Annotated in this window: 22 protein-coding genes and 1 riboswitch; of the genes, 4 read left to right on the top strand and 18 right to left on the bottom strand. The window is 33.9% G+C overall.

Features of this window, described 5'->3' with window-relative positions; translation table 11 throughout:
• Nucleotides 1-10 precede the first annotated feature (10 nt).
• The 5 genes from AT726_RS07345 to AT726_RS07325 form a co-directional block, all read right to left on the bottom strand.
• Nucleotides 11-949: an acetyl-CoA carboxylase carboxyltransferase subunit alpha gene (locus AT726_RS07345; protein WP_055305316.1), complete on the bottom strand. Its 939-nt coding sequence runs from the start codon at nt 947-949 to the stop codon at nt 11-13.
• Nucleotides 949-1,791 (bottom strand): acetyl-CoA carboxylase, carboxyltransferase subunit beta, encoded by an 843-nt coding sequence (accD, locus tag AT726_RS07340; protein WP_068759314.1) that lies wholly within the window; start codon nt 1,789-1,791, stop codon nt 949-951. Before accD ends, AT726_RS07345 begins: the two co-directional genes overlap by 1 nt.
• 3 nt (nt 1,792-1,794) lie before the next feature.
• Nucleotides 1,795-3,150 carry an acetyl-CoA carboxylase biotin carboxylase subunit gene (locus tag AT726_RS07335; protein ID WP_068759313.1) on the bottom strand — a complete coding sequence of 452 codons (1,356 nt, stop codon included), beginning with the start codon at nt 3,148-3,150 and terminating at the stop codon, nt 1,795-1,797.
• 33 nt (nt 3,151-3,183) lie between these two features.
• Nucleotides 3,184-3,690: an acetyl-CoA carboxylase biotin carboxyl carrier protein gene (gene accB, locus AT726_RS07330; RefSeq protein ID WP_068759312.1), complete on the bottom strand. Its 507-nt coding sequence runs from the start codon at nt 3,688-3,690 to the stop codon at nt 3,184-3,186.
• A 133-nt stretch (nt 3,691-3,823) separates the two neighbouring features.
• The gene (locus tag AT726_RS07325) at nt 3,824-4,891 is read right to left on the bottom strand and encodes an NAD(P)H-dependent flavin oxidoreductase (protein WP_068759311.1); all 1,068 of its coding nucleotides are present in this window, start codon (nt 4,889-4,891) and stop codon (nt 3,824-3,826) included.
• Between the two features lie 301 nt (nt 4,892-5,192).
• Here AT726_RS07325 and AT726_RS07320 point away from each other — a divergent pair, with 301 nt between their 5' ends.
• From AT726_RS07320 to AT726_RS07310, 3 genes are all read left to right on the top strand, one after another.
• Nucleotides 5,193-6,059 carry a DUF4438 domain-containing protein gene (locus tag AT726_RS07320; protein WP_068759310.1) on the top strand — a complete coding sequence of 289 codons (867 nt, stop codon included), beginning with the start codon at nt 5,193-5,195 and terminating at the stop codon, nt 6,057-6,059.
• Between the two features lie 125 nt (nt 6,060-6,184).
• A complete protein-coding gene (locus tag AT726_RS07315) occupies nt 6,185-6,406 on the top strand; it encodes a hypothetical protein (RefSeq protein WP_055244773.1) in 222 nt (73 codons plus the stop codon).
• Nucleotides 6,407-6,486: 80 nt separating this feature from the next.
• Complete coding sequence (locus AT726_RS07310; protein ID WP_055244776.1) at nt 6,487-7,101, top strand: sugar O-acetyltransferase; 615 nt, start codon at nt 6,487-6,489, stop codon at nt 7,099-7,101.
• A 27-nt stretch (nt 7,102-7,128) separates the two neighbouring features.
• Here the strand turns inward: AT726_RS07310 and AT726_RS07305 are convergent, their stop codons facing one another.
• A complete protein-coding gene (locus tag AT726_RS07305) occupies nt 7,129-7,743 on the bottom strand; it encodes a PH domain-containing protein (protein ID WP_055244777.1) in 615 nt (204 codons plus the stop codon).
• A gap of 253 nt (nt 7,744-7,996) precedes the next feature.
• Complete coding sequence (locus AT726_RS07300) at nt 7,997-8,452, bottom strand: Pr6Pr family membrane protein (protein WP_237297021.1); 456 nt, start codon at nt 8,450-8,452, stop codon at nt 7,997-7,999.
• 217 nt (nt 8,453-8,669) lie between these two features.
• On the opposite strand from AT726_RS07300, the gene AT726_RS07295 reads away from it, so the two are divergent.
• Nucleotides 8,670-9,413 carry a hypothetical protein gene (locus AT726_RS07295; protein ID WP_055305311.1) on the top strand — a complete coding sequence of 248 codons (744 nt, stop codon included), beginning with the start codon at nt 8,670-8,672 and terminating at the stop codon, nt 9,411-9,413.
• A 192-nt stretch (nt 9,414-9,605) separates the two neighbouring features.
• Here the strand turns inward: AT726_RS07295 and AT726_RS07285 are convergent, their stop codons facing one another.
• The 11 genes from AT726_RS07285 to AT726_RS07230 form a co-directional block, all read right to left on the bottom strand.
• Complete coding sequence (locus tag AT726_RS07285; RefSeq protein WP_068759308.1) at nt 9,606-10,550, bottom strand: DUF5011 domain-containing protein; 945 nt, start codon at nt 10,548-10,550, stop codon at nt 9,606-9,608.
• Nucleotides 10,547-11,579, bottom strand: a protein-coding gene (locus AT726_RS12575) for an IS630 family transposase (RefSeq protein WP_144436960.1) whose coding sequence is annotated in 2 segments (ribosomal slippage) — nt 10,547-11,080 and nt 11,082-11,579 — 1,032 coding nt in all. Because the reading frame shifts where the segments join, the coding sequence is not laid out codon by codon here. Before AT726_RS12575 ends, AT726_RS07285 begins: the two co-directional genes overlap by 4 nt.
• 114 nt (nt 11,580-11,693) lie before the next feature.
• The gene (locus AT726_RS07270) at nt 11,694-12,155 is read right to left on the bottom strand and encodes a leucine-rich repeat domain-containing protein (protein WP_068759306.1); all 462 of its coding nucleotides are present in this window, start codon (nt 12,153-12,155) and stop codon (nt 11,694-11,696) included.
• Between the two features lie 99 nt (nt 12,156-12,254).
• Nucleotides 12,255-12,854 carry a sugar O-acetyltransferase gene (locus AT726_RS07265; protein WP_068759305.1) on the bottom strand — a complete coding sequence of 200 codons (600 nt, stop codon included), beginning with the start codon at nt 12,852-12,854 and terminating at the stop codon, nt 12,255-12,257.
• Between the two features lie 132 nt (nt 12,855-12,986).
• Nucleotides 12,987-14,153, bottom strand: a complete 1,167-nt coding sequence (locus AT726_RS07260; protein ID WP_055277284.1) for an AI-2E family transporter — start codon at nt 14,151-14,153, stop codon at nt 12,987-12,989.
• Nucleotides 14,154-14,301: 148 nt separating this feature from the next.
• Nucleotides 14,302-15,432, bottom strand: coding sequence for a M20 family metallopeptidase (locus tag AT726_RS07255; RefSeq protein ID WP_055277283.1), 1,131 nt, complete (start codon nt 15,430-15,432; stop codon nt 14,302-14,304).
• A 12-nt stretch (nt 15,433-15,444) separates the two neighbouring features.
• Nucleotides 15,445-16,872, bottom strand: a complete 1,428-nt coding sequence (locus AT726_RS07250) for a YfcC family protein (RefSeq protein WP_068759304.1) — start codon at nt 16,870-16,872, stop codon at nt 15,445-15,447.
• A 243-nt stretch (nt 16,873-17,115) separates the two neighbouring features.
• Nucleotides 17,116-17,290: riboswitch (Lysine riboswitch) on the bottom strand.
• A 442-nt stretch (nt 17,291-17,732) separates the two neighbouring features.
• A complete protein-coding gene (locus AT726_RS07245) occupies nt 17,733-17,939 on the bottom strand; it encodes a hypothetical protein (protein WP_055277279.1) in 207 nt (68 codons plus the stop codon).
• A gap of 96 nt (nt 17,940-18,035) precedes the next feature.
• A complete protein-coding gene (locus AT726_RS07240) occupies nt 18,036-19,283 on the bottom strand; it encodes a transcriptional regulator (RefSeq protein WP_068759303.1) in 1,248 nt (415 codons plus the stop codon).
• Nucleotides 19,284-19,711: 428 nt separating this feature from the next.
• Nucleotides 19,712-20,848, bottom strand: a complete 1,137-nt coding sequence (gene nagA / locus AT726_RS07235) for an N-acetylglucosamine-6-phosphate deacetylase (protein ID WP_068759302.1) — start codon at nt 20,846-20,848, stop codon at nt 19,712-19,714.
• A 303-nt stretch (nt 20,849-21,151) separates the two neighbouring features.
• Nucleotides 21,152-22,360, bottom strand: coding sequence for a TolB family protein (locus AT726_RS07230; RefSeq protein WP_068759301.1), 1,209 nt, complete (start codon nt 22,358-22,360; stop codon nt 21,152-21,154).
• Nucleotides 22,361-22,367: the final 7 nt, after the last annotated feature.

The raw sequence follows: 22,367 nt of genomic DNA, 5'->3' as shown, positions 1-22,367 counted from the left end.
TTCTGATAAATTAACGATTGAAGTGATCATATTCTCCAATCGAACGATATTTTCGATAACGTTTAGCTAGCATTTGTTTGGTAGATAATTTCTGTGTTTGAGTTAAATATTCTTCTAATTGAGATTTTAATTGATCAAAAACATATTGTGGAAATTGATGGGCTCCACCAATTGGTTCCTTGATAATACGTTCAATAATCCCCATTTCTAAGTAATGATTAGCTGTCAGCTTCATGACTTCAGCCGCTTCCTTGGCACGTGAACCATCTTTATATAAAATCGAAGCAAACCCCTCAGGTGACAGAATTGAGTAGATGGCATATTGTAACATCCAAATTTGGTCACTAACACCAAGTGCTAATGCTCCACCACTTCCACCTTCTCCAATAACGATTGAAAGAGTTGGAACTTTTAAGCTCGACATATCTCGTAAACACTCTGCAATTGCATGACCTTGCCCACGCTCTTCCGCTTCTGGCCCAGGATAAGCACCTGGCGTATCAATAAAAGTAATGACTGGACGATTAAATTTTTCAGCTTGTTTCATTAAACGTAACGCTTTTCGATATCCTTCTGGATGGGGCATTCCGAAGTTATATTTAATGTTTTCAGCCGTCGTATTCCCTTTTTGATGAGCAATAACAGTCACGACTTGATTGCCTAGCTTTGCGATTCCGCCAATAATAGCTTCATCATCTCGATATAAGCGATCGCCATGTAATTCGATAAACGAATCAAAAATGTAATCGATGTAATCACGAGCTTTAGGGCGTTTTGGATGACGTGCTAATGTGACATGGTCCCAGGCTGTTAAATTTTCATAGGCACGAGTTTTATAAAGGCGTAATTGCTGTTGTAGTTCTTCAACTTCTGCATGATTTTCAATAGAAATCTCATCAAGACGAGCTTGAATTTCTGCAATTTTAGCTTCAAGATCTAAAATTGACATTACGCATCACTCCCTTCATGTAATTCAACGAGTTCTGAGATTGTTTGCTTTAACTTTTGACGGCTAACAACGATGTCAACAAGTCCTTTTTCTTGTAAAAATTCTGCTGTTTGGAAGTGATCTGGTAGTGATTGTTTAATCGTCTGTTCAACAACACGGCGCCCTGCAAATCCAATCGCAGCTCCTTTTTCAGCAATAATAATATCTCCAAGTGTGGCAAATGAAGCCGTTACTCCTCCCATGGTTGGTTGAGTTAACACACTCAGATAAAGTAAACCTGCCTGATGATGCTTCGCAAGGGCGGCTGATGTTTTAGCCATCTGCATCAATGAATATATACCTTCTTGCATACGAGCTCCACCTGAAGCACAGACAAGAATCAATGGTAACTTTCGCGAGATAGATACTTCGATTAAACGAGTGATCTTTTCCCCAACAACAGATCCCATACTTGCCATTAAAAAATAACTATCCATTACACCAATCGCTACTGTTTGACCATTTATTTTTCCAATCCCTGTGATAACGGCCTCATTAATTCCGTTGTCTTCCATCAACTTTTGAATTTTCTTTTCATAGCCTGGAAAGTTAAGTGGATTAACCGTAAATAATCGGTGATTAATTTCCTTAAACGACCCCTCATCAACAAGACTTTCAAGACGTTTAGCTGCGGACATTCGATGATGAAAGCCACAACTTGGGCAAACCTCCAAGTTTGAATTCAGTTGCCTGATAGCTAAAACTTCTTTACAAGACTCACATTTTGTATAAATCCCATCATTAATATCTCGTTTAGGTGCAGATGGTTTTACTTTCTTTTGACGTTGTAAAAAGAATCCCATGTTCTAGCTCACCTCCAATTCATGCATATGTTTCTGAATAAAACTTGTATCATAATCACTTTCAATAAAGTTAGGATGTTCCATGATGGCATACTGGAAATCGATATTTGTTTCGATTCCTTCAACAACGAACTCTTCTAATGATCGTTTCATCTTAGCAATGGCTTCTTCGCGATCATGGCCGTGAACGATTAATTTTCCAACCATTGAATCATAAAAAGGGGGAATATGATATCCCTGATAAACAGATGTATCTACACGAACTCCAAATCCACTTGGAAGATTCAACGTCATCACTTGACCTGGTGATGGTTTGAAATTTTGAGATGGATTTTCAGCATTAATACGACACTCCATGGCATGCCCTGTCACTTTAATATCTTCTTGCTTGAAAGATAAAGGTAAGTTAGATGCAATCTTAATTTGCTCTTTAATTAAATCAATCCCCGTAATCATTTCTGTGATTGGGTGCTCAACCTGAATACGGGTATTCATTTCGATAAAATAAAAGTTATTGTGTTTATCTAATAAAAATTCAATCGTTCCTGCATTTTCATATCCAACTGTTTGGGCTGCACGAACAGCCATTTCTCCCATTTTCCTACGTGTTTCATCATCTAAAACAGGAGAGGGTGCTTCTTCAATGACTTTTTGATTACGACGTTGAACTGAACAATCGCGATCGTATAAGTGAACAACATTTCCAAAGTGATCAGCTAAAATTTGAAATTCAATGTGGCGTGGATTTTCAACGAATTTTTCCATGTACATTGAATCATCCCCAAATGCCATTTTTGCTTCTAACTTTGCTGTTTGAAATAAGTCTTCAAATTCACCTTCATTGTGGATAATACGCATTCCGCGTCCCCCACCACCAGCTGATGCTTTAACTAAAACTGGATAACCAATTTGAAGAGCAATCTCTTTTCCTTGCTCAACTGTTTCAATTAATCCATCCGAACCTGGTACAACAGGAACACCGGCTTCAATCATCATTTCACGAGCCTTTGATTTATTTCCCATATTATCAATGACTGAACCTTTTGGTCCGATAAATTTTAATCCTAACTCTTCTGTTAATGCAGCAAAAGTACTATTTTCAGATAAGAAACCAAAGCCAGGATGAATGGCATCACATCCAGTGGCTACTGATGCACTCAAAATATTATTCATATTTAAGTAGCTATCTTGAATTTTGGTTGGTCCCACACAGATCGCCTCATCAGCTAAGTCCACATGTAGCCCTCTATCATCTGCTGTTGAATAAATTGCAACAGTTTCGATCCCCATTTCTTTACATGCACGGATAATTCGGACTGCAATTTCGCCACGATTAGCAATTAATATCTTGTGTAGCATATTGACACCTCACCTTTTTACGAACTTCATATACTATTCAATAACCATTAAAATTTGATCAAAGCCAACTGCTTCTTCATTTTGTACTTTAATTTCTTTAATCACACCATCATATGACGATTCAATTTCATTCATCACCTTCATGGCTTCAATAATACAGAGTGGTTGCCCCTTCTTAACAGTGTCCCCTACCGATACAAAAGGTTTTCCACCAGGTTCATTTGAACTATAAAACGTTCCAACTAATGGTGCTTTTACTTCCTTTCCACCCGTAGAGGAACTCACTTCAATTGTTTCATTATTCACAGCCACAATTTGGGTTTGAGTCACTGGTACAACTTCCGCTACTTTAGGTTGCGTCTGAGTCACTGTTTGAATAATTTCTTTTACTTCACGTTGAAGTGAAATTTTAAACCCTTCTACTTCGACTTGAAGTTGGGTCATATCACTATCCGAGAAGCGATCCATGAGTTGTAACACTTGATCCATATAATCAGGTTTCTTTTTATCTTTAGTAGATGGATTAGTTGTCGGGTTCATCTCAATTCCTCCATTAGTTTTAAATTCAAATACTTTATTTTTCAAATAGTTTGATTTTCAAATATAATATTTAATATAAAGGACAGATTAAACTCTGTCAATGATTTCCATAATATTCATTTGAAATTTTTATCTAGATAGCTAAGATTTCATTTTTTAAAGTTTGCATTAATTCATCTACTGTTGTTAATTCATTGACTCGGTAAGCATTCGACCCACAGAATAATAGGGCATCATCCACTTCACCTCGAACCGCATGAAGTAAAGCTTTACTAATACAATAAACTGTAGTTGCTGGATTACATGGTTTAACGCAGTTATAACATTTTTTGATTTTCTCACGTTGAATCCCATATTTAGCGCTAAAAGGATTACGAATCGCACGTCCTGGCATCCCAACTGGGCTCTTAACTAAAATGATATCTTCTTCTTTTGCATCGATAATAGCTTGTTTGAAATTTGGATGAGCATCACACTCCTCAGTTGCAATAAATCGAGTAGCCATTTGAACACCAGAGGCTCCTAATTCTAAGTAATGAGCAATATCTGCCCCATCAAAGACACCGCCGGCAACGATTATTGGAATTTCCTTATTGTATTTTTCAGCATATGGCACTGAAACTTCAATGACATCTCTGACAATTTGATCTAAATCAATCGTATCATTCTCAATATCTTCAGCTTTAAATCCTAAATGTCCACCAGCTTTTGGACCTTCAATAACGATCATGTCAGGAGCTACCTGATATTTACGATCATAATTTTTTAGTAAAGCTTTTGCTGCACGACCACTTGAAACGATAGGTGCAAACATCGTTTGACTTCCTTTTAAGTGAGCGGGTAATGTTAAAGGTAAACCGGCACCAGAAATAATAATATCTACTCCTGCCTCAACGGCTGCTTCAACATGTTCTTCATAATGTTCCATCGCCACCATGAGGTTAATTCCTATCATCTTTCCCTTTGCTACTGCTTTTGCTTTTTGGATATGTTTTTTAATCGCTCTTAAATTCGCTTGTAATGTATTCGTTTCAAAATCTGGTTCATCATGACCAATTTGTGCACCTGATAAAACTCCAAGTCCTCCACTATTTGAAACAGCTGCTGCTAAGTTTGAACGCGAAATTCCAATCCCCATTCCACCTTGGATAATTGGAAGCTCAAGTGTAAATTTTCCGATTTTCAATGGTTTAATATCCATTTAACTCACCACCTATAATTATTTAGTATTTAAAACTACATAACATATTACATTTAACTATTTATAAAACTATGTGAAGGATTATAACATAACTTTTTAGAAAAAGTGAATATTTTTTTGATAATCAAAATAAAAATTTAGATTTTCAAAGTTATTTCTCCATCATATAGAAGACTAATTTTATCCTTTTCACTTTAACGGTCGAGAAAAGGACAGTGAGCGTTAATCGGTATTTTCGATAAAAATAACGTCTATCTTTTTAGAATAAACAATATGCTTTATCAAAAGGAAGGTGTTATAAATGCTAAGAACAAATCGTGATCGTGTCGTAAAATGGTCAGTCCAGGGAAAGGTTCATCATCCAACTGGAGGGGGATATCGAATTACTCATGAAGGAATTCCAATGGTTTTACCGGCTACTGGGGGGATTTCTTATAATGTTCACATTGGAGATCTTGCTTTTGGATGGGCCGGTGATCATGTTGAGCCTGGTGTCTCTATCCGAAATGAAGATAAAAATGAAAATGCTGCATTAACGACATTTGCATGTATTGGGAATAAAGCAAAAATTATTAGTGGAGATGCAAAAGGTAAACTAGGTTATGTCACTGGTACTCATGGTGGAATCGAGCATACGATGATTCATTTTGATGAATGTATTTTAGAAGACTTATGTATCGATGATAAAATTTTAATTCAAGCTTACGGTCAAGGATTACAACTACTTGATTATCCTGACATTAGAGTCATGAATATTGATCCTGATTTATTTGAACAACTTGAAATTGCAGAGTGCGATGGTAAAATTCATGTACCTGTTGTTGCTATCGTTCCACCCTATTTAATGGGATCAGGCATCGGTGCTGCTAGTTCATATACAGGCGACTACGATATCATGACAGCTGATGTGGATGAAATTAAACGGCTTCATCTTGATAAATTAAAGTTCGGTGACTTTGTCTTACTTCAAGATTGTGATAATACTTATGGACGCGGCTATTTAAAAGGTGCTGTTAGTATTGGAGTTGTTGTACATAGTGATTGTGTAAAAATGGGTCATGGGCCTGGCATTACAACAATCATGACTTGTAAGAAATCACTGATTGACCCTATTATCGATCATAATGCTAATATCACTCATTATATGAAGAAGTTAAGTCGCTCATGATGATAGGTGATTTCAATGAGTAAGATTGTCTTTTTCAGTATTCCGGCTGATGGTCATACCAATCCAACTATTGAGGTCGTGCGTGAGTTATCCACAAGAGGTCATGAGGTAAAGAAGGTGATTAGATGAAAAATAATGTCTCCTGCCCTAAATGTGGAGGTACAGAAATTATAAAAATACCTGGAAAAGCAGGCGCTTATGGTAGCGGAAATAATATTATGATTGGAATGACTATTTTTAGTGCCATTCTTGTTAATCGATATGTTTGTAGTGACTGTGGATATTCTGAAGAATGGATCGATACTAAAGATTTAGAAAAATTAAAAAAGTATTATGCATCTAATTAATAAAGTTTCCCACATTGAATTTCCTATTATCCCCATGATAAGATAACATCTGAAAGCATTATCAAAAAGGGGGAATAGATATGAACTTCAAAGAAACATTAGAGCGTATGCATCATCAAAAATTATATTATTGCAATAATGAAGAACTCATGGCAAAGCAAGAGAAATGTTTAGATTGTCTATACGACTTCAACCAAACACGTCCAACCGAACTTCAAAAACGAACAGAGTTATTAAAAGAAATGTTCGCTGAAGTGGGAGAAGGATGCTATATTGAACCTCCACTTCATGCAAATTGGGGAGGACATCACGTTCACTTTGGAAATGGGGTTTATGCTAACTTCAATTTAACCCTTGTAGACGATACACATATTTATGTTGGAAACAATGTTATGTTCGGACCTAATGTTACCTTAGCAACAGCTGCTCACCCTATCCACCCTGAACTTCGAAGAAAACAAGCTCAATTCAATTCTCCGATTACGATTGGAAATAATGTATGGATTGGTGCAGGTGCTGTCGTTCTTCCTGGTGTAACGATTGGGGATAATACGGTGATTGGTGCAGGAAGTATTGTAACAAAAGATATCCCTGCTAATGTTGTTGCCGTAGGAAATCCATGTAAAGTAATTCGTGAAATCAGTCAACGTGATTTTGAGTATTATAATGGTGATTTAAAAATTGATATTGAATAGAAAAAGAGAGCTCAAGGCTCTCTTTTTTTAGTTATTAATATAATTTTTAAAAACATCTGTAAAATCTTTTTGAATATATGTTTCACGTGCTTTATAAATCCAGTTAAATGAATATTCATTAACATTCGCGAAGACTTGAGATAGATCTCCTGTTTCAAATCGTTGTGAGCCACAAGCTTGTGCAGCTAAGTTTAGTGTTTGTTGAGATTTCTCTAGTAAAATATTATTTTCTTCTACGATATGAGCAATTTTAATTAATGCCTTATAAATATCTTTTAATTGTTCTAGCTGATTACGATTGACATCAATTGAAAAGTCAACGTTCCCCATTGTAAACTTTAACTCACAGTCTAAATCGACAGTTCCAGCCGTTTCAATCATGACATGTTTAATATCATTTTTATAGTAATCATATCGTTTCACTAAACGTTTTTTACTAACTGCTGATGTTCCATCAACATGAATTAAGGCCAAGTTGGTAAAGCAGTACTCATCTGTTCGTGATTTAATTAAGAAAAAGATTTTCTCTTCATCCTCATGCATAATAAAATCATCAGCATCGACTTTATCATAGTCACTCGGACTAATAATTCTCCCAATATCACTTAATCCTAATGCATCTGAAGCTAACTTCTTTAACATCTTATCCACCTCTATTCTCTAATTGCCCTATTCACAGATAGGTTAAAGATATTATAGCATAGGACGCCCACAAATCAACCATGGTGTTTTTACTCTCTTCCTCTCTCAAACTTGTGTTATAAATCCCCATAAAGGAGTGAGAAAATGAAAGGAACATTTTTAACTTTAGTGTCAATGCATTTGAATAATCGGAATAATGGACATTTGTAACTATTTAAAAGTGAAATGATAGACTGAAAAATAAAAGCTCACCTTAATGAAGGTGAGCTTTTATTTGATTTATTATTAAAACAAAGTATCCTGCTACTAGGAAGATGAGTGTAATCCCAATGATGTTGTGGATAAAACTTTGAATCCCAATATCGGTAATATCTAAAAAGAAATAAAGATAAGGATGCTCGGGTTCTGGAACAGGTCGGTGAAAGAATGTACGACCAACAATATAAAAGAAATAGATGATGGGAATTAATAACCACTGAAACGGTATATACCAAGAGTAATCTTGATTCTTATCAAATAAAATCATGTCCATCACTACAAGAAATGGAGAGAGGTAATGAACAGCAATATCTGTTGAAGAAAATAACTGATGCATTGAGCCATATTTTAAACAGTAAGGAAGGATGATGAATTGGTATAATATAAAAGTAACGATAATCGCTGCCGTAATCCCACCTTTTATCCATGGTCTTTTTCTATTTGTCATCATTAAATATAAAAAGAAGAGACAGCACCAAAGGTTACTTTGTGTGGTGTAGTATAATAAGAAGCCTAAGTTTGGTTAATCAGCCGCCATATAAACACCCCCATAAATACCATAAGAAGTACTGATAAGTATTAGAATTCTCCAAATGAATTTAAACATGAAACTCCCTCCCCATCCCAAGTATATGAGTAAGGATTTCGAAAAATGTGAGGTTAAACTAATGAAACAACATCTAGAAGATTATATTGAAGTGATTAAACAACTCCCCCTAAAAAAGAAGTACACAAAAGATGAATTATTAATTCCTGAACTTTTGGTTGAAAAGTATGGTGATATTGAAATTTATTATGCTCCCCATAATGAGTATTTAAATCCAAAAGCAAAGATTTTCATTGTTGGGATTACACCTGGCTTTGAGCAAATGAGTACGGCAATAGCAGAAGCTCGTATAAGGATTGAAGAAGGCCTTTCACTAGATGAAATAAAATATCATTGTAAGGTAGCGGGACGTTTTAGTGGAAGTTTACGTCAAAATCTATTAGCTTTATTGAATCGATTAAATTTAAACGACTACCTAGGGTTAAAAGATGCCAATGAGTTATTCAATGAACATGATGACTTATTACATACCGTTTCACTTATCCCCTACCCTGTCTTTGTAAAAGGGAAGAATTATACAGGGCATACCCCAAAGTTATTAAAAACGCCTATACTTCTTCGTTATATCACAGATCACTTTGTGGATGAGTTATCTAAATTAGATGATGTCTTGATTATCCCACTTGGTAAAGGTGTTGAAGAAGTACTTCTTTATTTATCAAATAAAAACTTGATTAATGAGCATCAAATATTAAAAGGGTTCCCTCATCCTTCTGGTGCAAATGCACATCGATTTAAACAATTTGAAGAACATCAAGAATCAATGAAATTACAGATTGAGTATTGGTTTAAAAAAGAGAATTAATTTGATTAGAAAAATGAAAGTTGAAGACATGGAGTCTGTTATAATTATATGGTTTTCTAGTACGGGGATGGCACATCGCTTCATTTCGCTAGACTATGAGAAAAAAATTATAATATCGTTAAACACAGTTCAAGGAAGATTGAGAATATATAGAAGATATCCTACAAAAACAGGACCTCATTTGAGGTCCTTTTAATTAAACAGTGACAGCCCAGTTTGCGGAATATCGCGTACTTCCACAGTAATCAAGCGTGTAGCCTTAGCTCCCTGACTATCCACCACTTCATATATGACTTGATACGTGCCTACATGATTGGTATTCACATTATTATGAATGACTTTAATTTGATTCGTAATGTCTCCATCTTCTACATCATAAGCTTGAACACCTTCAAGCGGATCAAAGTTTGTTCCTTTTTTAACAATTCGATCCTTTACTTCTATAGTTGGTATTTGATTAATGCTAGACGCCGGCAATTCAACCGTAATTATACGTGTTGCTATCGTCGTTTGATTTTCCGAATCTGTGACCTGATAAACGAGTTCATATGTTCCAGGTGTGAAAATATCAACTTTGCCTTCAACAATAATTTGATCGGTAATATCACCATCTTCAGCATCATAACCTTGAACACCTTGTAAAGGATTAAATTCTTCACCAAAAGGAATAGTTAAGTCGTCAACTCCACTCAGAATCGGTGGTTCTCCAAGAATGACTACATCAACAAAGACAGTTCCTGAAAACTCAATCATTCCACCATATTTCGGGTAATCAATAGTCTTCGTAAATTGATAAGATAAGGTTTGGTTAGTTGTGATGTTTTCCCATATAATTTGATTCGTTGATTCATCGTATTTTCCACCATTAACAACAATATCTCTAACAACTCCATCTTCAGCTTTTATTGGATTAGTAACGACAACAGATTCACCTTTTTTTATAGTTTGTGACGGAAGATAGATGGCCTGGCTATTTATATCTCCATAGCGGATTTCCTCTAGATTATTGACACTACTAATATCAGAGATCTGATTAAAAGAATAATCAAACAAATCAAGCTCTTTAAAGTGTTCAAGTGGGCTAAGATCATTGACCTTATTATGAGAAATATATATAGAAACAGATAAGTTTTTCACATTTTTTCGCAGAGTCTTTGGATCACTTCTGAAGGTCTTTCATTGATATGTTGAATAAATCCTTGAACAGCGTTTCTAATCTCATTTATATTTTTATAAAAGACATTATGAATCACAGATTGTTTTAACCATTTCCATAATCCTTCAATTAAGTTTAATTCAGGACTATAAGGTGGTAAAAAGACTAACCTTAATCTATTTTTGTGTTCGTTTAAAAAAGGTTGTATGACTTTAGCGTGATGAATTCTTGCATTATCTAAAATCAAAACAATCTTTCCACTTGGATATTCCTTTAAAACATTGTTTAAGAATTTAAGAAAAATCTCAGCTGTGTAACGTTCTTCTTCTTGAACATAAACGTGACCTGTCTCATAGTTAAGGATTCCTATTAATTTGACACTTTTATTATTTCCGTAAGTAGGAATGATCCGTTGTTTTCCTTTGGGAAACCAATTATTGACTAATGATTGATAATCTCTAATGGAACTTTCATCTTGAAACAATAAATGATCACTCTCTCCACGAATCAAAATTTTTTAATTGTTCAAATTCCTGTCTAAATCCCTCTTGTTTTTCTTGACTAGCTCTCGCTAATGAGTAAGTCGGACGTGTGTAGCTAAAACCTAAGCGTAACAACATGTCACGCATTCCTCCTTTAGTAAATGAGATATCAAATTCTCTTTTTACCCAAAGACATAGAAGCTTACAATTCCAAGTCATATAAGGTTCTAGCCCAACACTTGAAGGTGTTTTCTCAACTATTGTTTCAATTAAAGAAGCTTCCTGTGAAGGTGAAAGTTTCTTCGGACAGCCTGATTTTGGGCGTGGGTTTAATCCCTCAAGTCCATACTTTTTATAATTTCTAACATGTGTTCCGATGGTCTGAGCAGTGAAGGGAACCATCTTAGCGATTTCTACATTTTTGTATCCTTGTAAGTGTAAATAGATCACTTGATAACGAGTATAAAGTTGTTTAGATGATGTTTCACGCATCGCTGTTTCAATTGATTTTAATTCTGTCTGATTCATAGTTGCCCCAATTTCTATTTTAAAATGTATGTTTAATCCCTACTATTTTAACATAGATTTTGACGAATTTTGACCACGAATGTTTGAATTTAAAACTATGAAATACATTTCTGTTTATATATATAAATAGTATAAAGTAGGTATATTTTGCAATGGCTGTAAATTAGTTACTTGATTATTATTTAAATTCAATAGTGTTACATTTTTTAAATTAGCAAGTGGTCCAATATCTTCTATGAGGTTATCATTTAATAATAATATCTTTAGCTTAGTTAAGTTACTAAGGGGAGTCAAATCCTGAATATTATTTTCATGTAACTTTAAGAATGTGACATTTTTAAAATACTGTATTCTTTCTAAATTACTAATACTCGCCTGACTTAAATCAAGGGTTTGCGGTGCATTCTCAGCTTCTGCTATGGAAATCTCATCATTTGGTGATTTTCCTAATTGACGTAAAAGGGCAACTTTTAAATCTGAGTCTGGAAATTGAATGACATCACTAGCTTGAATACTGAAAGAAAAAATTAACAATAGACTAAAAATACTTATCATAGTAGATATTTTTTTCAACATGTATTGTTCCTACCCTTCACAAGAATGTTATTTTTAATATGTTAATTTTAAAGTAACCTTATGAATGAATTTAAAAAAAGGAGTCAAAAATGACTCCTTTTATGCTTCAATTCTTAAATTCTTATAGTAATATTTTTTATCCTCATCTGTAATTTCACGAAGAACACGACATGGATTTCCAACTGCGATTGAATTAGCTGGAATATCTTTTGTAACAACACTTCCTGAACCAATGACACAGTTATCCCCAATTTTAACACCTGGATTAACAACTATATTCCCGCCAATCCAAACATTATTTCCAATCATAATTGGTAAAGCATATTCATATTCTTGATTACGAGGCTCATGGTGAATCGGATGTCCTGCTGTAAATAAGCTAACATTCGGAGCAATAAGTACGTTATCCCCAATTTTAACTTTGGCACAATCCAGAATCGTTAAATTATAGTTCGCATAAAAGTTATTTCCAATTTCAATGTTATATCCGTAATCACAGCGAAATGGCGGTTCAAAGTAGAAATTTTCCTTTGTTTGACCTAATAACTCACGTAACAAATTATGACGCTCTTCAACGAGTACTGGATTCATATTATTAAATTTGAACAAGACTTGCTTTGCATATTGGCGCTCTTTTACTAATTGCTCTTCACTTCCTAAGTATGCTTTTCCAGCTAACATTTTATCTTTTTCAGTCATCTACCTTACCCTCCAATGCTAGTGTTTAACTACATGAATTTCATCATAACATATCCCTATATATGCAACAATAGTTGCTGTAAAATCAGTAACCCGATACAGAAAAAGGCACCCTAATAGGGGTACCTTGAATTAATCCATATAATTATTTGTTTCAGTGGGTAAACCTTTATATCGTAAACGTGCTTCAATAATATCTTTAATAATTGAATAAATGACTGCAAACATCGGAACTCCAATGATCATTCCTACTAATCCAAACAGTTTTCCTGCAACTAAAATTGCGAATAAAATCCAGAAGGCTGAAATTCCAATTGAATCTCCTAAGATTTTAGGTCCAATAATATTTCCATCGACTTGTTGAATCACAAGAACAATGACTAAGAACCACAATGCTTGGATTGGAGATACGAATAAAATGATAATGGCTGATGGGATTGCACCAATAAATGGTCCGAAAAATGGGATAATATTCGTAATCCCAATAATCACTGAAATTAATAAGACATACGGCATCTTAAAAATAGCTAAGATGATAAAGGTTAAAATCCCAATAATCAATGAATCAACAATTTTTCCACCGATGAACCTACCGAATGTTAAATTAGTACGATTCGCCAAGTCTAGAATAATTGTTGTATGCTTTTCATTAAATAACGATGTCACAACTTTTTTTCCTAGTCCAAAGAATTTTTCCTTGTCCATTAATAAGTAAATAGAAATGATAATACCTAAGACAATATTCCAAATACTTGAGGCAATAGACATCACAGCATTTCCGACAATCGGTAAAACGTTTGTTAACAACTGAATTACCCAGTTTGTAATCTCTGCGAATTTTTCACTAATGAGTGTCATATATTCTTGATTAATATTCATTTCTTGCAACTGCGTATCAACAATAATAGTTAGCTCTTTAACATATCGTGGAATATCGTTAATTAATCCACGGACACTTTCAATTAATTGTGGAAGAACAAATTGCATAAAGACATATAATATAATTCCTGCGGTAATATAAGAGAGTAAAATCCCCAGACCTCTTATCGATGACTTTTTAACTTTATTTAGCCCTCTCATTTTAAATACTTTATTTTCATAAAACTTAAGAATAAAGTTTAATAAATACGCAATAATGAATCCGATAATGAAGGGTTGAAAAATACCCATAATTTCATTTAACTTGCCTGCAAAGCTTTCAAGCTTTGAGATAATATTATAAAAAATAATACTTAAACTCACAACAATAAACGCATATACTGCAATCGTGTTATATTTCTTATTCCAGTTGAATTTCATATGTCCTCCTTATGACTTTTTAATTAGTCTTCCTAATCCGCTATCTAATTATAATTATATATCATAAATAAGGTAAAACTTATACCTATGTTCCTATATTTCTACTATTTTTCTATATATGTAAAAAACCACCTTTGGGTGGTTTTTATTATTTCAATTTAATAGCTCCAGATAATACATCATATCCTGTATAAGCTAAAGCAACTGCAGCTGTTATTAAACGATCATGAGCGAAATCTGTTACCGTTGCATCAACCATTTGTTGAGAATGTCCTGTAATTTCACAATCAGCAATTCCGATATACGGATGGATAGTTGGACATACATTACTAATGTTTCCAATATCTACTGATCCTGTTCCTTTACGATGTTTATGAATCTCTGTAATTCCTAATGAACGAAGGTTTTCGTTAAATGTTTCTGAAAGCACAGCATTTGTTTTTAAATCATCATATGATAACTCATAGTTGCTTACTTCTAAAGTTGCTCCTGTCATTAAAGCAGCCCCTTGAGCAATACCTAACACTTTTTCCTTAACAACTGCTAAATATTCTTTAGTTGCTGCGCGGATATAAAACTGTGCTGTTGCATGTTCAGGTACAATATTAGCAGCAACCCCACCATTAGTAATAATTCCATGCATTCTTACATCTGGTGTCACATGCTGACGTAAAGCATCTACTCCATTAAATAATTGAATCACTGCATTTAAAGCATTAATCCCGTTTTCAGGAGATGCAGCTGCATGAGATGGACGACCTGTATAATCAAACTGTAAAGCTTCCATCGCTAAAGATGTTCCACTTTCTGTCGTGAATCCCGAAGGGTGCACCATCATAACAGCATCCATCTTGTTAAACAGTCCAGCTTCTGTCATAGTCACTTTTGCTCCATTTGTTTCTTCGGCAGGTGTCCCGAACACATAGACTTTTCCACCGATTTCATCGATAACTTTACTTAAGGCAACTCCAGCCCCGGCACTGATTACACCAATCATATTATGACCGCATCCATGTCCTAATTCAGGTAAGGCATCGTATTCACAAAGGTATGCCACTGATAAACCTGGTTTCCCACTATCGTATACAGCCTCAAATGCAGTGTCTAACCCTGCCACTGGGCATTTAATTTCGAAATCATGTTCTTTTAAAAAGGTTGTTAATTTTTCAACTGCTTTGTATTCTTGATTCCCTAATTCCGGATTATCATGAATAAAGCGATTCATGTCTACTAAACGTTCTTTTAATGATTCCCCGATTGATAATAATTCTTTTTTCATTATACTGTCTCCTTATGACCATCCCATTAAGATGGCAATTGTAATAAAGATAATTGCTAATCCACCAAAAATTAATTGAACTGGCCAAACCCATTTAATCCATTTTGCCCATGGAATTCCCGCTACACCTAAACAAGCCATTAAAACAGCACTTGTTGGGAAGATAGCATTTGAGAATCCATCACCAAATTGGAAAATTAAAATTGAAGTTTGTGGTGTAATACCAACTAACTCACCAAGCGGTGCCATGATTGGCATCGTTAAAGCAGCTTGTCCTGATCCCGATGAGATAAAGAAATTGATAAACATTTGAACAAAGAACATCACATATCCAGCAACTAACGATGGCAATTGTCCAATGAAGTTTGATAAGTTATAAAGAATCGTATCAATAATTTGTCCGTCTTGAGCAATGATAACAATTGCACGTGCAAATCCAACCACTACTGCTGCACTAATCATATCTTTTGCTCCGTGAATGAATGAATTGGCCATATCATCTAAACTTAAACGCCCAATGAATCCACAGATAATTCCCGTTGCAAAGAAAATAGCCGCAATTTCCGGAATTCCAAATCCAAATTGTAAAACACCTATAACGATAGCAGCTAAACATACTAAGATAGATGCTAAAATAACTTTATGTTTGAGTGTGAATGGTAAATGTTCAGATTCTGCGTCTTCTAACTCCTGACGACGTACCTGATCAATTTCGTAAACTGGACTTAATTGTGGATTACGTTTAATACGGCGTCCATACCACATTAAATATAAAATTGAAGCCACTGTTGTAACGGCCCAGATAATTGTGCGGAATCCAACCCCTGTTCCTGCTGGCACCTGTGCGATACTTTGAGCAATTCCTACCGAGAATGGATTTAACATGGCTGTTGCGAATCCAACAATACATCCCATATAAGAAATTGCCATCGCCATAATACTATCGTATCCTAAGGCTAAACATAAAGGAATAAGCATCGCAATAAATGGAATAGCTTCTTCCGTCATTCCGAAGATGGCCCCACCTAATGAGAATAATCCCATAATAACCGGAATCATTAACATTTCTTTTCCTTTAAATGATTTAACGGCATTTGTAATTCCAGCATCAATAGCACGTGTTTTTGTAATAATTGCAATTGATCCGCTAACTACAAATAAGAAAGCAATAATTTCTGCCGCTCCTACAATTCCATGAATTGGGGCTTGTAATACACTAAATAATCCTTGAGGGGTTTGATCAACATAAGCGAATGAACCATCAACAACGACTGTTTTCCCTGCATCATTGACGATACGCTCATATGTTCCTGCAGGTAAAATCCATGTTGCTAATGCTACGATAACTAAAATAAATGTAACAATGACTAAAGTATGAGGGACTTTAAATTCTTTTGTCTCCTCTTTACCATCAACTCTTGGTTTTCTTAAACTAAGCATATTTTTTTCTCCCTCTTATTTTAAATTTTAAATAGTGTTTAGTTGAAAGAGGCAAATAAAAAAAGCCTTGAGCCATTCACTCAAGACCTTCAGAAAAGAACAATAGATCATCCTTATTTCCGATTCTCAAATGATAGCTCTCCACGATTATTGGGACGACTCTAATCAAAACATTCAAAAAGTCCTGAGGCCATTCTCAAGACTTTTATCATATAACCGTACTAAGTTAGGATGATTTAAATCCGGAATGATAGCCCTCCACAATAATAAATTGTGACAATGTTAAATATCTTCTACTTAACACCAGCTCTATAACCTTAAAGTATCAGTTATAGACTTCGGCGAGAATCCCTTTCCTATCGCGTCAACATCTTCACTCTTCGATAGTACTCTTAATTACCGCACCTCTATCTAAAACCTATTTAATTTACAATGTCATCTTATCTTATTTTATACTCAAAAACAACATTTTTTTATTAAATAGTATAAGAAACACTTATTTTTTATTATTAAAACATTAAAATTTTATATAAATTAGTTATAAATACCATATAATGTCGAAATTAGCATTTTATTGTTTGATGCTTGTTTTATCATTCTCTATTTTATAATCATATAGTTTAAAAGAAGACTATTTCGTTTATTTTTTAAATATTAATGTGTATTCATGATGATTTAAGGCTTTATTTTTTTGAATATTTTTAATGAAACATAAAAAGCTGTTGCTACCCCTAACAACAGCTTTCTACGTACCCTTGTAATGATGAACGACACTAACCTTAATTAGAGTGCATAACACTCTCCCTAATTAATGATAGATATAGAAACTTATTTTATATCGATTTTATTTGTAAGACATTTCAAATATGATGTGATTCTTCCAAGATTTCATCTAAATTGACTAAGTCAATTGGATAATCTTCTAAACTAATTTTATTATTAGTTGAGTTATTCGGAGTATCATTTACTTTCGTATCCGGAATGTACTTATTCTTTTGATCGATACAAAATGATAATCGTAATAAATAAATCATCCGATGCATTTGATAATCGTTGAATTTATTCACTACTACGTCCTCCTGTTTCCATAACTATTATAAGTAGTTATTTATTGTATAATAAAGAAAAAAAGGTCACAGATTTATTAAAAAATCTGTGACCTTTTACGTAATAGCATCAAGTAAAATACGGTATTCATTTAAATCTTTCTGTTGACCAAGAACATCATCCATAATCCTTTTATATAATCGATTTTGAAATTTCGTATAAATAAACTCATCTAATATCTCTTTATCAACTAATTTTTGAATATCCTCTAACAAAATCAACATGGATTCAAAGTCTTGAGTTTCCCAATATAAATCTAATCCCCACTCTAAAGTCGCCTCTTGTTGTTCAAAAGAACCTTTATGAAAAATAATATCTTTAACCTCGACTAATAGACTATGAGCTTTTTCATAATTGCCTATTCTAAAATAAACTTCGCCCATCAAACATTTGGTAATCGAGCGTTGCTTAACTGTTTCACGGAGAGGGAGTGCTATCTTTAAACAATCAAGTGCTTGTTGATATAGTCCTGAGTCTTTAAAGCTATAGCCTAAATTATGATAAGCATAACCCAAATAGTCTTCATAAAAAGGATTATTAATCAATTCGAGTAGTAACTCTCTTCCTAACTCATCTCGACCTTGTCTTTTTAAAATGGTCGATTTAATTAAATACGCTGCCGCTTTAGGCTGTAGATATTCATTTTGTTCTAATACAGGAATAATCCACTCTAAACTTTTTTCATACTTGGCTTGATTTAAATAACAAAGAGAAATGTAATATCGAATGCGATTAATGTTTCTCCCCCTATCACCCTCCTGACAATTAATAGACAGTTGTAAGATAGAAATAGCTTCTTGATATTGCCCTAATGTAATATAATTAGTTCCTACTACTTCATATAAAGAAGCAGGATTTTTAGTAACCTGGATACAGTAGCCGATTGCCTTTAATAAATGAACATTAGCTGCTAATAACTCATCATTTTTAACATAGTGTAATCCAAGTAATGTTTCTATTTTAATTTTATATTCAATTAAATCAAAATCCGATGCAATCTTATTAAAAGTTTCATATTGATTTAAGGCATCTTGAAGATTACAATGCTGCTCTAACCATTCTCTTGCTTGTTCAACAGGTGATTTTATAAACTCATTATAGGAATAGTATTGTTGATAGTGACAATTACTCAATTCACAAATTGCATCATAAACATTTCTTAACATATTTTCATTTAAGGAGCGCTTCTCTGTCTCAATCATACTAATATAATTACGTGAGAATCCATAAGACTCAAATGCAATCTGCTTCAACCCATACTTCTCTCTTGCCTGACGGATCTTTTCTCCTATTGTTAAAAACATTTTATCACACCTAAACTATAATGATACTCTTATTAGATTAAAAACTAATCCAATCCATAATTATAACTTTTTTCCATTTATTTTACCACTCATTTAAATGTTAATACTTTTCGAGTATTCAATAAATTTTAAACCCACCCATCTAACAAAGCTGTTATATTCTTGAATAATTGTATTATCAATTGATACCATCCCACATATTTACTTTTACTATATATACAGAAATATTTCCTATAGCAATCTAAATGTTTGATATTTATGGCGTCCAAGACAGACTATAGTCTGAAGCGAGCCTGACATCTCCCGACAAAACGTATCCTCCATTGGCAGGGTTTGGATCACCTAGCGATTTCTGAAAGAAATCTATTCCTCAATTGCTAGGGCTTTAAAAGTTTTTACGATGTAAAAAACTTATGGGAGCTTATATTTTAATCAAGTTGGTTATACACCTCGCGACCTTCAACGATGGATAAGTAACAATTCATTTCCTCATCAAAGATTGCAATATCTGCATCTTTTCCGATTTCTAAACTTCCTTTACGATTGCAAACTCCAATCGATGTCGCTGGATTTAATGAAGCCATGTGAATAACTTCGGCAATAGTAGCATTTGTATTTTGCAAGAAGTTATAGATGGCTTTGTTTAATGTTAAGACACTTCCCGCTAAGTTTCCACTTTCTAATCGGGCAGCTCCATCTTTAACAACTACCCGCTGTCCACCAAGATCATATTGCCCATCCTTCATGCATCCCCCGCGCATACTATCTGTAATTAAAACAATCTTTTCTTTTCCTTTATTGTCTAATACGAATTGAAACAATTGTTTATTCACATGAATCGTGTCAGCGATTAACTCAGTAAAAACATCACTAGTTAAAGAGGCTCCGACTACACCTGGCTCACGATGATTTAATGGTGTCATTGCATTAAATAAATGTGTCACATGTGAACATCCTAAAGAAAAGGCTTCTTTGGCTTGGTCATATGTTGCATTTGTATGTCCAATCGACAACATAATATCTGTTTTTTCTTTCACATCTTTTGTGAATGAATAATCTTCATCCATTTCAGGTGCATATGAAACTAATCTAATCACATCTGTATAGTCTTTGATAAATTCATAACTCGGTTTAATAACATATTGTTCCGGTTGAGCCCCTTTATAAATCCTATTGATAAAGGGGCCTTCCATGTGAGCACCTAATACTTTCGCCCCATTTAGTGATTGTTCCATACATTCACGAATCACATTTAAAGCACCATAAATATCTTTAGGACTCATCGTCATCGTTGTTGGCAAAAATGATGTTACCCCATTCTTAGCAATACCCGTACTCATTAATTTAATCGCTTCCGTTGTTTGATCCATCGTATCTGCTCCGCAGCTTCCATGGACATGAACATCGATTAATCCTGGAGCAATATACATCCCCTTAGCATCAATCACCTCACAATCGATTGGCACTTCTGTTTGAATATGCTGAATTGTTTCATTAAAAACTAAAACTTTATTTTCAATAACCCCATTTAATGTTACTAATTTCCCATTAATAATTGCTTTCATACGCCACCTCATCCTATTGATCTTTGTTTAAACCAAACTCAAAATTCTCATTATTACACCTATCATATCTTCCATGACTGTTTTTTCTGCGATTAATCGATAATGATTTATTGATGATAGTCACCCTGTGATAAATTCCTTTCTTTATTTAGGAAAAGAACTGCTTAACATTTTTTATTCCGTTCCTTTACGAACAAGATTGTTCTATAACTAAACTATAGTTGAAAATGATATTTTTCAAGTAGTAAAAAAGACTTTTCTAGCTATTTTAATGCGTGAAAAGTCTTTTTTTATTCCATCAATTTAGTATTTAACACTCAAAATTTGATAGCTATCTAGGTGGCCATAGACTTCAAAATTAGTCGTTAATAGGTTAGTTAGAATAATACTTTCCTCACCCTTATTTTCTCTTCTCACTAAACTTAACTGGTGATCTTTATCAAATCTTAAAAATAGTAATTCTTCATTTTCAATTTCTTGTGGATAGAAATCAAAACCAGTTAGATCATTGGTTAGCTTCTCGGTCTTTTTCGTGTTTAAATCATACACGTAAATTTGATTGCTTCCTGGTACAAAGGTAGTATATTGATCTTTCACTTCTATACCAGCTGAATAATAGAGCCTCGTTCCGTCCTGTGAAAAGGATGGACTCATGGCTACGATACCTGGTTTTGTTATATTCTCGATTTGCTCATTCATCGGATTAAATAATTGTAACTGCTTATTCTCATTCATCATACGCCATGTTCCATTAATAACTGCAATGAGATCATCGTTAGTTGGATGAATGGCTAAATTATCGGGATACACCAACATCTTAATTTGATTAAACGTTTTAAACTCTTTTGTCTTCACATCATAAACACATAATGGAACACCATCCATTCGTTGCGAAGCTGAATTAGGTTCACACCAGATATATAACAGCTCACCATTTGTCGATAATTTAGCAATAGAAGGGTCCATTCCAATGTCGTCTTTTGTAATGGGAATATAATCAATAATTAAAGACTCCGTTTTCTTATTTAAATCATATTGAATGATTCCTAAAGGTGAGTATTCTCGAATTAGATATTTCTTCGCAAATAAAAGTCCTTGAGAATTAATCGTTAATTCATCATAATAATACTTTGACTTCTCAATTAAAGAGATGACTTTGTTTTTACTCATATCGTATAAAAATATGCCACCTTCTGATTTAGAGAAGATAAGGTTATTACCATATAAAGTGTACGACTTAACATCAGACATTTGAAATATTGTATCAAATGGATCATTTAACTTTGATAGATAGACGTTTGATTTTAAATCTTGGTAAGCAACAAACTGTTTATTATCAAAGATTTTAGGATTGAAAAAATCCTCACCTTTATTCAAAGTTATTACTTTATTATTTTGCTCCAAATGAATCGCCACAATTTCGTTCTCTTTAATCGCCACAACTGAAGAAGCAGCGAAGACGGAAGTGGATGGTAGCATAAATAAAATGAATAATAAAATAACTTTTTTCATGATAGCA

It is taken from the genome of Turicibacter sp. H121 (assembly GCF_001543345.1).
GTDB classification, from domain to species: Bacteria; Bacillota_I; Bacilli_A; order MOL361; family Turicibacteraceae; genus Turicibacter; species Turicibacter bilis.
Note: the sequence above shows the minus strand (reverse complement) of the source record. Positions and strands in the feature narration are given on the sequence as shown.

What these genes read in the sequence shown, in the direction of transcription:
- accB (WP_068759312.1), bottom strand. Translation starts at nt 3,690, where the DNA reads ATGAACCCGACAACTAATCCATCTACTAAAGATAAAAAGAAACCTGAT.
- accD (WP_068759314.1), bottom strand. Translation starts at nt 1,791, where the DNA reads ATGGGATTCTTTTTACAACGTCAAAAGAAAGTAAAACCATCTGCACCT.
- AT726_RS07240 (WP_068759303.1), bottom strand. Translation starts at nt 19,283, where the DNA reads ATGTTTTTAACAATAGGAGAAAAGATCCGTCAGGCAAGAGAGAAGTAT.
- AT726_RS07300 (WP_237297021.1), bottom strand. Translation starts at nt 8,452, where the DNA reads ATGATGACAAATAGAAAAAGACCATGGATAAAAGGTGGGATTACGGCA.
- AT726_RS07260 (WP_055277284.1), bottom strand. Translation starts at nt 14,153, where the DNA reads ATGAAATTCAACTGGAATAAGAAATATAACACGATTGCAGTATATGCG.
- AT726_RS07345 (WP_055305316.1), bottom strand. Translation starts at nt 949, where the DNA reads ATGTCAATTTTAGATCTTGAAGCTAAAATTGCAGAAATTCAAGCTCGT.
- AT726_RS07295 (WP_055305311.1), top strand. Translation starts at nt 8,670, where the DNA reads ATGAAACAACATCTAGAAGATTATATTGAAGTGATTAAACAACTCCCC.
- AT726_RS07335 (WP_068759313.1), bottom strand. Translation starts at nt 3,150, where the DNA reads ATGCTACACAAGATATTAATTGCTAATCGTGGCGAAATTGCAGTCCGA.
- AT726_RS07230 (WP_068759301.1), bottom strand. Translation starts at nt 22,360, where the DNA reads ATGAAAAAAGTTATTTTATTATTCATTTTATTTATGCTACCATCCACT.
- AT726_RS07265 (WP_068759305.1), bottom strand. Translation starts at nt 12,854, where the DNA reads ATGACTGAAAAAGATAAAATGTTAGCTGGAAAAGCATACTTAGGAAGT.
- AT726_RS07270 (WP_068759306.1), bottom strand. Translation starts at nt 12,155, where the DNA reads ATGTTGAAAAAAATATCTACTATGATAAGTATTTTTAGTCTATTGTTA.
- AT726_RS07325 (WP_068759311.1), bottom strand. Translation starts at nt 4,891, where the DNA reads ATGGATATTAAACCATTGAAAATCGGAAAATTTACACTTGAGCTTCCA.
- AT726_RS07250 (WP_068759304.1), bottom strand. Translation starts at nt 16,872, where the DNA reads ATGCTTAGTTTAAGAAAACCAAGAGTTGATGGTAAAGAGGAGACAAAA.
- AT726_RS07255 (WP_055277283.1), bottom strand. Translation starts at nt 15,432, where the DNA reads ATGAAAAAAGAATTATTATCAATCGGGGAATCATTAAAAGAACGTTTA.
- AT726_RS07305 (WP_055244777.1), bottom strand. Translation starts at nt 7,743, where the DNA reads ATGTTAAAGAAGTTAGCTTCAGATGCATTAGGATTAAGTGATATTGGG.
- nagA (WP_068759302.1), bottom strand. Translation starts at nt 20,848, where the DNA reads ATGAAAGCAATTATTAATGGGAAATTAGTAACATTAAATGGGGTTATT.
- AT726_RS07315 (WP_055244773.1), top strand. Translation starts at nt 6,185, where the DNA reads ATGAAAAATAATGTCTCCTGCCCTAAATGTGGAGGTACAGAAATTATA.
- AT726_RS07310 (WP_055244776.1), top strand. Translation starts at nt 6,487, where the DNA reads ATGAACTTCAAAGAAACATTAGAGCGTATGCATCATCAAAAATTATAT.
- AT726_RS07320 (WP_068759310.1), top strand. Translation starts at nt 5,193, where the DNA reads ATGCTAAGAACAAATCGTGATCGTGTCGTAAAATGGTCAGTCCAGGGA.